7 protein-coding genes are annotated in these 13,818 nt (G+C 69.8%); 6 read left to right on the plus strand and 1 reads right to left on the minus strand.

All coding sequences use genetic code 11. The annotated features are described in order from the left end of the window. The first annotated feature begins 294 nt into the window (after window positions 1-294). The 3 genes from ACFYNP_RS20985 (at window position 295) to ACFYNP_RS20995 (ending at window position 6,406) form a co-directional block, all read left to right on the plus strand. Window positions 295-4,122: a GH92 family glycosyl hydrolase gene (locus ACFYNP_RS20985; RefSeq protein ID WP_388787123.1), complete on the plus strand. Its 3,828-nt coding sequence runs from the start codon at window positions 295-297 to the stop codon at window positions 4,120-4,122. 160 nt (window positions 4,123-4,282) lie between these two features. Next, entirely contained in the window at window positions 4,283-5,224 is a 942-nt protein-coding gene (locus ACFYNP_RS20990; RefSeq protein ID WP_388787126.1) for an FG-GAP repeat domain-containing protein, read from the plus strand. A gap of 252 nt (window positions 5,225-5,476) precedes the next feature. After that, window positions 5,477-6,406 carry an FG-GAP repeat domain-containing protein gene (locus tag ACFYNP_RS20995; protein WP_388787129.1) on the plus strand — a complete coding sequence of 310 codons (930 nt, stop codon included), beginning with the start codon at window positions 5,477-5,479 and terminating at the stop codon, window positions 6,404-6,406. A gap of 78 nt (window positions 6,407-6,484) precedes the next feature. Here the strand turns inward: ACFYNP_RS20995 and acnA are convergent, their stop codons facing one another. Further along, the gene (gene acnA, locus ACFYNP_RS21000) at window positions 6,485-9,214 is read right to left on the minus strand and encodes an aconitate hydratase AcnA (protein WP_388417600.1); all 2,730 of its coding nucleotides are present in this window, start codon (window positions 9,212-9,214) and stop codon (window positions 6,485-6,487) included. Window positions 9,215-9,964: 750 nt separating this feature from the next. On the opposite strand from acnA, the gene ACFYNP_RS21005 reads away from it, so the two are divergent. From ACFYNP_RS21005 to ACFYNP_RS21015, 3 genes are all read left to right on the plus strand, one after another. Continuing rightward, window positions 9,965-10,951, plus strand: coding sequence for an NAD-dependent epimerase/dehydratase family protein (locus ACFYNP_RS21005; RefSeq protein ID WP_388787132.1), 987 nt, complete (start codon window positions 9,965-9,967; stop codon window positions 10,949-10,951). Between the two features lie 276 nt (window positions 10,952-11,227). Further along, a complete protein-coding gene (locus ACFYNP_RS21010) occupies window positions 11,228-12,754 on the plus strand; it encodes a helix-turn-helix domain-containing protein (RefSeq protein WP_388787135.1) in 1,527 nt (508 codons plus the stop codon). A gap of 431 nt (window positions 12,755-13,185) precedes the next feature. Continuing rightward, window positions 13,186-13,800: a DUF2470 domain-containing protein gene (locus ACFYNP_RS21015; RefSeq protein ID WP_388787138.1), complete on the plus strand. Its 615-nt coding sequence runs from the start codon at window positions 13,186-13,188 to the stop codon at window positions 13,798-13,800. Window positions 13,801-13,818 lie beyond the last annotated feature (18 nt).

The following is a 13,818-nucleotide window of genomic DNA, read 5'->3' on the forward strand; positions in this document are numbered from 1 at the left end:
CCCGTCAACTGAGCAAGATCGAAAGCACGGTTGGCCGACAGTCTTTCCCGAGTTGAGACCTCGCGGATATATCTCTTGGTACGTACCAATGTGGATCAGGCTGTTCCTTTTGACGCGCATTACACACCTTGACGTCCGCATTGCCCCGCCGAATCCGGCCATCCATTCCTTCCCAACGCCCTTGACACCAACCGGCACTTGCCGCGCTACTGGATCCTGCGTTTCCGCTCTGACAACGTTGTCCACCTCGCACCTGCCGGTTGAACCCGGCACGCGCCGAAGGAAAGGGCCCGCATGCTGCCCAGATCCCGGTACCGACGAGCGCCGGCGGCCGCCCTGGCCGCCGCCTCGTTCCTGCTCGTAGTGACGGCCCCCTCGGCCGTCGGAGCGCCGTCCGCGACGGCCCAACCCCCGCTGTCCGGCGGCCGGTTCAGCACCTCGTTCGAAACCGGTCAGCCCCAGCCGGACTGGACCAATACCGTAGATACGGACCGCACGGGGACCAAGCGGGCCTCCGGGGTCGACGGCGCGTTCACCAGTGGGATACCGGGCAATGTGACCGACAGGGTCACCGACGTCCGGGCCAGCGCCGAGAACACCGACGGCGGCGAGGTGAAGGAGAACCTCGTCGACGGTCAGCCCAGCACGAAATGGCTGGCCTTCCAGCCGACGGCCTGGCTCGAATTCGACCTGTCCGAACCGGTGAAGACGCTCACCTATGCGTTGACGTCGGCCAACGACGCCCCCGAGCGCGACCCCAAGGACTGGACCCTGAAGGGCTCGGCGGACGGCAAGGACTGGAAGACCCTGGACAGCCGCTCCGGCGAGAGCTTCAAGGACCGCTTCCAGACCAAGACGTACGACTTCGCCAACACCACGGCCTACGCGCACTACCGCCTGGAGATCACCGCCAACGGCGGCGCCCCCCTCACCCAGCTCGGCGACATCCAGTTCTCCGACGGCGACACCAGCACCCCGGCCCCGCCCGACATGCTGACCGCGCCGGACCGCGGCCCGGGCGGCTCCCCCACCGCCAAGGCGAACGCGGGCTTCACCGGGAAGCGGGCGCTGCGCTACGCCGGTACGCACAAGGCGGAGGGGCGGGCCTACTCGTACAACAAGGTCTTCGACGTCGACCTGCCGGTCACCCGGGACACCGAGCTCGACTACAAGGTCTTCCCGTCGATGACGGAGACCGACCTCAGCTACCCGGCGACCAACGTGTCCGTGGACCTCGCCTTCACCGACGGCACCCGTCTGAGTGATCTGAAGGCCCTCGACTCGCACGGCGGGGTGCTCAGCCCGCAGGGCCAGGGCGCCGCCAAGACGCTCTACGTCAACCAGTGGAACCAGGTCTCCTCGGTGATCGGCACGGTCGCCGCCGGCAAGCGGGTCGACCGGATCCTGGTCGCCTACGACTCCCCCAAGGGCCCGGCCAAGTTCCAGGGCTGGATCGACGACCTCAGCATCGCGCCGAAGAAGCCCGCGAAGCCGCTGGCGCATCTGTCGGACTACGCGCAGACCACCCGCGGCACCAATTCCAGCGGCTCCTTCTCGCGCGGCAACAACTTCCCCGCGACCGCGGTGCCCAACGGGTTCAACTTCTGGACCCCGGTCACCAACGCCGGTTCGCAGGACTGGCTGTACGACTACGCCCGGCGCAACAACGCCGACAACCTGCCCACGCTCCAGGCCTTCAGTGCCAGCCACGAGCCGAGCCCCTGGATGGGCGACCGGCAGACCTTCCAGGTCATGCCCTCGGCGGCGGCCGGCACCCCGGACGCGTCCCGGACCGCCCGCGCGCTGCCCTTCCGGCACGAGAACGAGACCGCGAAGCCGTACTACTACGGCGTCACCTTCGAGAACGGCCTGCGGACGGAGATCACGCCGACCGACCACGCGGCGATGATGCGGTTCACCTATCCCGGTGACGACGCGAGCCTGATCCTCGACAACGTGACCAACCAGGGCGGCCTCACCCTGGATCCGGGGACGCGTTCCTTCACCGGCTTCTCGGACGTCAAGAGCGGTCTGTCCACCGGCGCCGGACGGCTCTTCGTGTACGGGGTCTTCGACACGGCGGTGACCGCGAGCGGCAAGCTGCCCGGCGGCGGAGGCGCCGACGTCACCGGCTACGCGCGGTTCAAGCCCGGCAAGAACCGCACCGTCACGCTGCGCCTCGCGACCTCCCTCATCAGCGTGGACCAGGCGAAGGCGAACCTGGCCGCCGAGATCCCCGCGCGCACCGGCTTCGACACGGTCAAGGACCGGGCCCGTGGGGCCTGGGACAAGATCATGGGCCGCATCGAGGTCGAGGGCGCCTCCCAGGACCAGCTGACCACCCTGTACTCCTCGCTCTACCGGCTGTACCTGTACCCCAACTCCGGCTTCGAGAAGGTCGGTTCGAAGAACCGGTACGCCAGCCCGTTCGCGCCGAAGGCCGGCGAGGACACCCCGACGCACACCGGGTCGAAGGTCGTCGACGGCACGGTCTACGTCAACAACGGGTTCTGGGACACCTACCGCACGACCTGGCCGGCCTACTCGCTGCTCACCCCGAAGAAGGCCGGCGAGATGGTCGACGGCTTCGTGCAGCAGTACAAGGACGGCGGCTGGATCTCGCGCTGGTCCTCGCCCGGCTACGCGGACCTGATGACCGGCACCAGCTCGGACGTGGCCTTCGCGGACGCCTATGTGAAGGGCGTGAAGTTCGACGCCGAGGCCGCCTACGAGGCCGCCCTGAAGAACGCCACGGTCGCCCCGCCCTCCTCCGGCGTCGGCCGCAAGGGCATGACCACCTCCCCCTTCCTCGGCTACGCCCCGACCTCCACCCCCGAGGGCCTGTCCTGGTCGATGGAGGGGTACGTCAACGACTACGGCCTGGCGAAGATGGGCCAGGCGCTGTACGAGAAGACGAAGAAGCCCCGCTACAAGGAGGAGTCGGCGTACTTCCTGGGCCGCGCCCAGAACTACGTGAAGCTCTTCGACTCCAAGGCCGGCTTCTTCCAGGGCAAGGACGCCAGCGGCCAATGGCGCGTGGACAGCGCCAAGTTCGACCCGCGCGTCTGGGGCTACGACTACACCGAGACCAACGGCTGGGGCTACGCCTTCACCGCCCCGCAGGACTCGCGGGGCCTCGCCAACCTGTACGGCGGCCGGTCCGGCCTCGCCCAGAAGCTGGACACCTACTTCTCGACCCCGGAGACGGCCTCGCCGGACTTCGCCGGCTCGTACGGCAGCGTCATCCACGAGATGACCGAGGCACGGGACGTGCGGATGGGCCAGTACGGGCACTCCAACCAGGTCGCGCACCACGTCACGTACATGTACGACGCGGCCGGCCAGCCCTACAAGGCGCAGGAGAAGATCCGCGAGGTGCTGCGGCGCCTCTACAACGGCAGCGAGATCGGGCAGGGCTACCACGGTGACGAGGACAACGGCGAGCAGTCGGCCTGGTACGTGTTCTCGGCGCTCGGCTTCTACCCGCTGGTGATGGGCAGCGGCGAGTACGCGATCGGCTCGCCCCTGTTCACCAAGGCGACCATCCACCTGGAGAACGGCCGCGACCTGGTCGTGAAGGCGCCGAAGAACAGCGCGTCCAACGTGTACGTGCAGTCCCTGAAGGTCGACGGGAGGGCGTGGAACTCCACGGCCCTGCCGCACGACCTGCTGGCGCGGGGCGGCACGCTCGACTTCACCATGGGCCCGCGGCCCTCGTCGTGGGGGACGGGCAAGAACGCGGCGCCGGTCTCCATCACCCGGGACGACAAGGTGCCCGCTCCCCCGAGCGACGCGATCACCGGGTCGGGCCCGCTGTTCGACAACTCCTCCGCCACATCCGGTGAGTTGACCACTGCGGAGCTGCCGGTGGCGGGGCCGACGCGGGCGCTCCAGTACACGCTCACCTCGGCGGACCGCGCCAAGGCGCCGACGTCCTGGACGCTCCAGGCCTCCACCGACGGCACGACGTGGAAGGACGTCGACCGGCGCACCGGCGAGCGGTTCTCCTGGGACCACCAGACCCGGGTCTTCTCGCTGCGCGCTCCCGGTTCGTACGCGCACTACCGGCTGGTGAGCGGCAGCGGGACGGCGACGCTCGCGGAGGTCGAGCTGCTCTCCTGACCGGTTTGGCACGGTATCGACCCGACAGGGTCCATCTCCGCGCCAAGTCATGCCAGTTGACATGTAAAGATGCGGTGGAACTATCACGGCGGGATGCCGGACGGCTCATGAGTCGCCCGGCATCCCGCTCGTGACCTCACCACCACAACAGGAGCACTACGTGGCCAACTTCAGTGGCCGTAAGACCGGCAAGGCGCTCTCCCGCCTCGCCGTGGCGGCGATAGCCGCCGCCCTCGTCGGCGTCAGCGCCGGCGCGGCCTCGGCCGACGGTGTCTACCCGGGCCACACGCCCGCGGCACCGAAGCACGCGCCCAAGGCCAGGAACTTCGCCGCCGCGGCCCCCGCGGCGACGCCCGGCAACGCCGCGAACCCGATCTTCGCGCTGTTCGCCGTCGACAACGCGAACCAGGGCTGGGTCTACGGCCCGAACGGCACCGGCGGCCTGAGCGCGCGCTCGTTCGTCGCCCCCTTCGCGTACCTCGCCAACGACACGTTCGTCGACGACAACGCCGACGGCGAGATCGACGGCGAGTGGCAGTGGAACGGCGCCGGAGACATGCGCTACTTCAGCGAGACCACCCCCGAATCCGGCAAGCCGATCGGTGGCGGCTGGAACATCTACGACAAGGTGCTCTCGCCGGGCAACCTCGCCGGCGCCCAGGGCTACGACATCATCGCGCGCGACAAGGCGGGCGTGCTCTGGCTGTACCTCGGCTACGGCAACGGCACCGTGGCCAGCCGCATCAAGGTCGGCGGCGGCTGGGACGCGTACACCCAGATCGCCGGCAAGGGCGACCTGGACGGTGACGGCAAGGCCGACATCGTGGCCCGCGACAAGGCCGGCGTGCTCTGGTTCTACAAGGGCACCGGCAGCTACAGCGCACCCTTCGCGGGGCGCACCAAGATCGGCGCCGGCTGGAACGCGTACAACACGCTGGTCTCCACCGGCGACGTGGACCTGGACGGGAAGACCGACCTCATCGCCCGCGAGCCCAACGGCAACCTCTGGCTGTACAAGGGCACCGGCAACGCGGCCGCCCCGTACCAGTCGCGCGTCAAGATCGGCTCCGGCTACCAGATCTACCGCCTGATGACGTCCTGACCCATCGGCACGCGGGCGGCAGGGCCGCACTTCCCGGAAGGGGGGTGCGGCCCTGCCGTCGTTCGAGATGCCGGTGCGGCCTCCTCGCGGAGAAAGTCCACTCGTTGGAGGGAGGGAAAATCCCATCTTCCGCCCATAGCTAACGAGTTGACATGTAAAGATGCGGTGGAGCTATCGCGGCGGGATGCCGGACGACTCGTGAGCCGTCCGGCATCCCGCCCGCGCCACTGTCACCGACATCAGGAGCGATACGTGGCCAGAATCAACAGCCGTAAGAGCGGCAAGTCGTTCTCCCGATGCGCCGTGGCGGTGATCGCCTCCGCCCTCGTCGGCGTGAGCGCCGGCGCGGCCTCGGCCGACAGCATCCACTGGCGCCACCTGCCCGCCACCACCAAGCACGCGCCGACCGCCCGGAACCTCACCGCGGCCGCCACGCCCACCAACGCCGCGAACCCGGTCTTCCCGCTGATCGGGGTGGACAGCGCCAACAAGGTCTGGGCGTACGGCCCGAACGGCACCGGCGGCCTGACCCCGCGCGAGGCGACCGAAGGCACCTTCCCGGACCTCTCCGCGGACGCGTTCGTCGACAACGACGCCGACGGCTACCTCGACGGCGAGTGGCAGTGGAGCGCGAACGGCCAGCTGGACTACTACGTCAACTCCGATGTCCCGAAGCCGATCGGCGGCGGCTGGAACATGTACGACAAGGTGCTCTCCCCCGGCAACCTCGGCGGCGCCCAGGGCTACGACATCGTCGCGCGCGACGCGACGGGCGTCCTGTGGCTGTACCTCGGCTACGGCGACGGCACCGTGACCAGCCGCATCAAGGTGGGCGGCGGCTGGGACGCGTATACGCAACTGGCCGGCAAGGGCGACCTGGACGGTGACGGCAAGGCCGACCTGGTGGCCCGTGACACGGCCGGTGTGCTGTGGTTCTACAAGGGCACCGGCAACTACAACGCGCCCTTCGCCCCCCGGACCAGGATCGGTTCGGGCTGGAACATGTTCGACACGCTGGTCTCCAGCGGCGATGTGGACCTGGACGGGAAGACCGACCTCATCGCCCGCGAACCCAACGGCAACCTCTGGCTGTACAAGGGCACCGGCAACGCGGCCGCCCCGTACCAGGCACGGGTGCAGATCGGCTACGGCTACGACGTCTACCGCCTGATGACGTCCTGACGCTCGGCACACGTGCGGCAGGGCCGCACCTCCGTGAGGGAGGTGCGGCCCTGCCGTCGTTCCTGGTGCCGGTGCTGCCTAGTTGCGGATCAGGCTGCGCAGCACGTACTGCATGATGCCGCCGTTGCGGTAGTAGTCCGCCTCGCCGGGGGTGTCGATGCGGACGACCGCGTCGAACTCGACGCCGGTGTCGGTGGTGACCTTCACCGTGCGCGGGGTGCTGCCGTCGTTCAGGACGGTCACGCCGGTGAAGGAGAAGGTCTCCTCGCCGGTGAGGCCGAGCGAGGCGGCGGTGGCGCCCTCCGGGAACTGGAGCGGCAGGACGCCCATGCCGATGAGGTTCGAGCGGTGGATGCGCTCGTACGACTCGGCGATGACGGCCTTGACGCCGAGCAGCGCGGTGCCCTTGGCGGCCCAGTCGCGGGACGAGCCCGAGCCGTACTCCTTGCCGGCCAGGATGACCAGCGGGATGCCGGCGGCCTGGTAGTTCTGCGAGGCGTCGTAGATGAAGGAGACCGGCGCGTCGGCCTGCGTGAAGTCACGCGTGAAGCCGCCCTCGGTGCCCTCCGCGATCTGGTTGCGCAGACGGATGTTGGCGAAGGTGCCGCGGATCATGACCTCGTGGTTGCCACGGCGCGAGCCGTAGGAGTTGAAGTCACGACGCTCGACGCCGTGCTCCGTGAGGTACTTGCCGGCCGGGGTGTCGGCCTTGATCGCGCCGGCCGGGGAGATGTGGTCGGTGGTGACCGAGTCGCCCAGCTTCGCGAGGACGCGGGCGCCCTCGATGTCGGAGACCGGGGTGGTCTCCATCGTCATGCCCTCGAAGTAGGGGGGCTTACGGACGTAGGTGGACTCGGCGTCCCACTCGAAGGTGTTGCCGGTCGGGATCGGCAGCGACTGCCACTGCGCGTCACCCGCGAAGACGTCCTGGTAGGACTTGTTGAACATGTCCTCGCCGATGGCGTTGGCCACGACGTCGTTGACCTCGGCCTCGGTGGGCCAGATGTCCTTGAGGAAGACCGGGTTGCCCTCGGTGTCGGTGCCGATCGCCTCGGTGGTGATGTCGACCTTCATCGAACCGGCGATGGCGTACGCGACGACCAGCGGCGGGGACGCCAGGTAGTTCATCTTGACGTCGGGGTTGATCCGGCCCTCGAAGTTGCGGTTGCCGGAGAGCACCGAGGTGACCGCGAGGTCGTGCTCGTTGATCGCCTTCGAGATCTCCTCGTCCAGCGGACCGGAGTTGCCGATGCAGGTGGTGCAGCCGTACCCGACGAGGTTGAAGCCCATCTTGTCGAGGTACGGGGTGAGACCGGCCTTGTCGAAGTAGTCGGTGACGACCTTCGAGCCCGGGGCGAGGGTGGTCTTGACCCACGGCTTGCGGGTCAGGCCCTTCTCCACGGCCTTCTTCGCGACGAGCGCCGCGGCGACCATCACGTACGGGTTCGAGGTGTTGGTGCACGAGGTGATCGCGGCGACGGTGACGGCGCCGTGGTCGATCTCGAAGGTGGTGCCGTCGGCGAGGGTGACCGGGGTGGGCCGGGTCGGCACGCCGTTGGTGGTGGCCGGGGCGTCGGAGGCCGGGAAGGACTCCTTGCCCGCCTCGTCGTCGTCCTCGACGTAGTTGCGCACGTCCTGGGCGAACCGCTCGGCGGCGTTGGCGAGGACGATGCGGTCCTGCGGGCGCTTGGGGCCGGCGATGGAGGGGACGACCGTGGAGAGGTCGAGCTCCAGCTTCTCGGAGAAGTCGGGCTCGGCGGCCGGGTCGAGCCAGAGGCCCTGCTCCTTGGCGTACGCCTCGACGAGGGCGACCTGCTGGGCGTCGCGGCCGGTCAGACGGAGGTACTTCAGCGTCTCGTCGTCGATCGGGAAGATCGCGGCGGTGGAACCGAACTCCGGCGACATGTTGCCGATGGTGGCGCGGTTGGCGAGGCTCGTGGCCGCCACACCCTCGCCGTAGAACTCGACGAACTTGCCGACGACGCCGTGCTTGCGCAGCATCTCGGTGATCGTGAGGACGAGGTCGGTGGCGGTGGTGCCCGGGTTCAGCTCACCGGTCAGCTTGAAGCCGACGACGCGCGGGATGAGCATCGAGACCGGCTGGCCCAGCATCGCGGCCTCGGCCTCGATGCCGCCGACGCCCCAGCCGAGCACACCGAGTCCGTTGACCATGGTGGTGTGCGAGTCGGTGCCGACCAGGGTGTCCGGGTAGGCCTGGCCGTTGCGGACCATGACCGTGCGGGCCAGGTGCTCGATGTTGACCTGGTGGACGATGCCGGTGCCCGGCGGGACGACCTTGAAGTCGTCGAAGGCGGTCTGGCCCCAGCGCAGGAACTGGTAGCGCTCCTTGTTGCGTCCGTACTCCAGCTCCACGTTCTGCGCGAACGCGTCCTTGGTGCCGAACTTGTCGGCGATGACGGAGTGGTCGATGACCAGCTCGGCCGGGGAGAGCGGGTTGACCTTCGCCGGGTCGCCGCCGAGCTCCTTGACGGCCTCACGCATGGTGGCGAGGTCCACGACGCAGGGCACGCCGGTGAAGTCCTGCATGATCACGCGGGCCGGCGTGAACTGGATCTCCTCGCTGGGCTGGGCCTGGGAGTCCCAGTTGCCGAGCGACCGGATGTGGTCGGCGGTGATGTTCGCGCCGTCCTCGGTGCGGAGCAGGTTCTCCAGGAGAACCTTCAGGCTGTAAGGGAGGCGCGCGGAGCCCTCGACCTTGTCCAGCTTGAAGATCTCGTACGACTCGTCGCCCACGCTCAGCGTGGTGCGGGCGTCGAAGCTGTTCGCCGACACGACAGTCTCCTTCATAAGTGTGCGCGTTCCACCACAATCCTGCCGCCACGACATGTTGTCGATTCGCTGAGGTAAGGCTAAGTTAGGTAACCCTTACCGAGCGTCGGCTGCGGTGCGCCCCGGTAGATATCTCGATGTCGAGATAACTCTAGTACATGGCCGCCGGTGGGTCATGCGCGGGCGCCGGTGATGTCTCGCGTCGGGTTGACGGCCGGCATGGCGTGGCGACGCGTACTCGGCATCCGCTCCGACGCCCGGCCGACCGCCCGAAGCCCGCCGCCCGGGGCGTCGGCGGGGCGGTTGCCGTTGGATCGCGAAGACGTGAGCGCCGCGAGATTCGCGAGGGCCCCGAGGGCCCCGAGGGCCCCGAGGGCCCCGAGGGCCGCGAGATTCGCTGCCGCTCACAGGGCGACCCGGTGATCTTCACGCTGGCACCTGTGCCGAAGAGCCGGCTCCGCAGGTGTTCCGGTTCGGGGCCGTCAACAGGCGCAGCGCCCGCACCGGCGGACGGCCGGCGGCAACTCGCATGCGTCGGCCGTCAAGCGAGCGGGCTCGTTCCGGCAGACGGCGTCGACAAGCGCCTCCCGGGCCCGCTTGGCCAACTTGAGCCGGACAGAGACCAACGATCCGCACCCCGCGTTCGACCGGCTTCTCCGCCGGCGGACGGCCGGTGCGGTGCACCCGCACGCGCATCCTTGGCGGGGGCCGCTCTGCCCACGGCCAAGCAAGCCCGCACAACCCCGCGGACCGTGTTTGGGTGGGCCGATGGAGATCCTGATATTGGGCGGAACGGCATGGGTGGGCCGCGAGTTCTCGCGGCAGGCGCTGGCACGTGGGCACCGGGTGACCTGCCTGGCCCGCGGCGAGAGCGGAGAGGTGGCCGAGGGGGCGGACCTCGTCGTCGCGGACCGGCGCGACCCGGCGGCGTACGACGGTTTGACCGGCCGGGACTGGGACGCGGTGGTCGAGCTGTCGTGGCAGCCCGGCTTCGCCCGGGCCGCACTCGCGGCGCTCGGCGGGCGGGCGGCCCACTGGACGTACGTGTCGTCGGTCAGCGCGTACGCCTCGCACGGGCCGCTCGACGCGGACGAGTCGGCGGAACTGCTCCCGGCGACCCAGCTGGACGAGGTCGGCCCCGCACAGTACGGGGAAGCCAAGGTGGCCTGCGAGGAGGCATCGGCGGCCGCGGTGGACGACCGGCTGCTCGTCGTGCGGCCGGGACTGATCGGCGGCCCCGGCGACCACACGGGCCGCTCGGGGGCCTGGGCCGCCCGCGCTGCCCGCGAGCCCGAGGCTCCGCTGCTCGTGCCGGCCTCCCAGGGCGTGGGGACCCAGTTCGTCGACGTGCGGGACCTCGCGGCCTGGCTGCTCGACTGTGCGGAGAGGCGAACTACCGGCACCTACAACGCGGTCGGCCCGGTCGTCCCGCTCGGGGAATGGATCGCGCTGTCGCGGGAGATCGGGGGCCACACCGGCCCGGTGGTGGAGGCCGACGACGACTGGCTGCTCGACCGGAAGGTGGTCCAGGCCATGGGCCCCGAGTCGCTCGCCCTGTGGGTGGCGGACCCGGACTGGGCCGGCTTCAGCGCCCGCAACGACGCCGCCGCGAGAGCGGCCGGCCTCGGGCACCGGCCCCGGGAGCGGCTCCTCGCGGACACCCTGCGCTGGGAGCGGGAAGAGGGCCTGTCCCGGCCCCGCCGAGCCGGCCTGAGCGGCGAGCGCGAACGCGAACTCCTGGAAGCGCTGGGCTGACGAGCACGCGGGGGAAGGGGGGCAGGGGGGCAGGGGTTGGCCGCCCCAGGAGACCGCCCGCACCGTGCGCGAGGTTCGCGTGCGAAGGCCGGCCGTGCGGCGCGGGCCGCCGTCCAACGCGCGACACGCCCGGCGGCCGGAACATCCCCATCCCCGGATGGACCCCTTCCGTTTGCGGCCCCGGTACGGAAATCGCAGGATCGTAATTGACGGTCCTTCACCCTGTTGGCCCACCCGGGCGCGAGCGTCATCTCATATCTGAGATAACCTGTCCCTATGGCAGACGACTACCTCGTACGCATCGGCAAGCTCATCCGTGACGCCCGGCAGCACCGGGGCTGGACACAGACGCAGTTGGCCGAGGCTCTGGGCACCAGCCAGAGCGCCGTGAACCGCATCGAGCGCGGGAACCAGAACATCAGCCTTGAGATGATCGCGCGCATCGGGGAAGCGCTCGACAGCGAAATCGTCTCGCTCGGGTACTCCGGCCCCATGCACCTGCGGGTCGTGGGCGGCCGCCGCCTCTCCGGCTCGATCGACGTCAAGACGAGCAAGAACGCCTGCGTCGCACTGCTCTGCGGCTCGCTGCTCAACAAGGGCCGCACCGTGCTGCGCCGGGTGGCCCGCATCGAAGAGGTCTACCGCCTCCTCGAAGTCCTCAACTCCATTGGCGTGCGCACCCGTTGGATCAACGAGGGCGTCGACCTGGAGATCGTGCCCCCGGCCGAGCTCGACCTGGACGCCATGGACGCGGCGGCCGCCCGCCGCACCCGCTCCATCATCATGTTCCTCGGCCCGCTGCTGCACCGCATGGACCGCTTCCGGCTGCCGTACGCCGGCGGCTGCGACCTCGGCACCCGCACCATCGAGCCGCACATGATCGCGCTGCGCCGGTTCGGCCTGGACATCACGGCCACCGAGGGGATCTACCACGCCGAGGTGTCCCGCACCGCGCCCGACCGCCCGATCGTGCTGACCGAACGCGGCGACACCGTCACCGAGAACGCGCTGCTCGCCGCCGCCCGCAACGACGGCATCACCGTCATCCGCAACGCCTCCTCCAACTACATGGTCCAGGACCTGTGCTTCTTCCTGGAGGCGCTCGGCGTCAAGGTCGAGGGCATCGGCACGACCACCCTGACCGTCCACGGCATGGCCGACATCGACGTCGACGTCGACTACTCGCCCTCCGAGGACCCGGTCGAGGCGATGAGCCTGCTCGCCGCCGCCGTCGTCACCGAGTCCGAGCTGACGATCCGTCGGGTGCCGGTGGAGTTCCTGGAGATCGAGCTCGCGGTCCTGGAGGAGATGGGCCTGGACCACGACCGCACCGCCGAGTACGCCGCCGACAACGGGCGCACCCGACTGGTCGACCTCACCGTGCGCCCCTCCAAGCTGGAGGCGCCCATCGACAAGATCCACCCGATGCCGTTCCCCGGCCTCAACATCGACAACGTGCCGTTCTTCGCGGCGATCGCGGCGGTCGCACAGGGCCAGACGCTCATCCACGACTGGGTGTACGACAACCGCGCGATCTACCTCACGGACCTCAACCGCCTCGGCGGCCGCCTCCAACTCCTCGACCCGCACCGGGTCCTGGTGGAGGGCCCGACCCGCTGGCGCGCCGCCGAGATGATGTGCCCCCCGGCGCTGCGCCCCGCGGTGGTGGTCCTCCTCGCCATGATGGCCGCCGAGGGCACGTCCGTCCTGCGCAATGTGTACGTCATCAACCGCGGCTACGAGGACCTGGCCGAGCGGCTCAACTCGGTGGGTGCGCAGATCGAGATCTTCCGGGACATCTAAGACACGGTCACGGCCGAACCGCGCCCCTCCCCGAACCGCCGTCAAGCGGAACGGGGAGGGGCGCGGCGGCGTTTCCCGGCCGCGGTGGCACCTCCCGCCCCTGTGGCACCTCCCCCTTCGGTGACGCGTTCCGGCCTCGGCGACCTATCCGGACCCTGTAAGCCCCCCGGGCTCCACCACCCCGGGCGCATCACTCCAGAAAAAGTTAGGTTAGCCTTACCTGAGTCGAGGGGCTTCGGTCCTGTGCCGTGAGGAGTTGCCTTATGAGTGCTGCCGCAGATGCCGGACCGACCGAGCCGACCGGGTCAACCGGGTCAACCGGGTCAACCGGGTCAACCGGGCCTGACGCCGCCGAGCGCGTTCGTTCCGTACTGGCCCAGGCCGCTTCCCTGTCCCTGATCACTCAGGCGCGGAGCTACGACCTGATCGGCATGCACGCGGTCGATTCGCGGGGCCGGATCTCCCTCCACCCCCCGGCGGACAGCCCGTTGGCCGCCCAGATCGCCACCGCGCCGCGCGGCAGTCTCGCGGCGCTGCTCGACTTCACCGATGTCGCCGCGACCGCGGTCCGCGACCGCGTACGGGCCCGGGTGACGGTGTCCGGCTGGCTGACGCCCCAGGAGCCGGGCCGCATCGACGGGCGGCTCCGCCTCGACACCGCGCGCGTCACGCTGCGGACCGCGGCGGGAGCGGCAGAGGTCGGGCTCGACGAGGTCGCCCTCGCCGAACCGGATCCGCTCGCCGTCGAGGAGGCCGCCATGCTGACCCATCTGGCCGACGCCCACGGGGAGTTGATGGCCGAGCTGGCCGTTCGGGCCGGGTCGCGACTGCCGCCGGGCGTCCTGCGCACGGCCCCCTTCGCCCTGGACCGCCGCGGCATCACCCTGCGCTGCGAGTACCGCCGGGGCCACTGCGATCTGCGCTTCCCCTTTCCGTCCGAGGTCCGCGACCCGATGGAGGCCGGCGAGCAGGTCCGGCGGCTCCTCACGGCGCCCCGGTGTGCCCACCCGCACGCGACCGAAGCCCGCAGCCGCGCCGCCAACTGAACCGGCGGCGACCGCCGG

This window comes from Streptomyces sp. NPDC006691, from assembly GCF_042869955.1.
GTDB lineage: Bacteria > Actinomycetota > Actinomycetes > Streptomycetales > Streptomycetaceae > Streptomyces.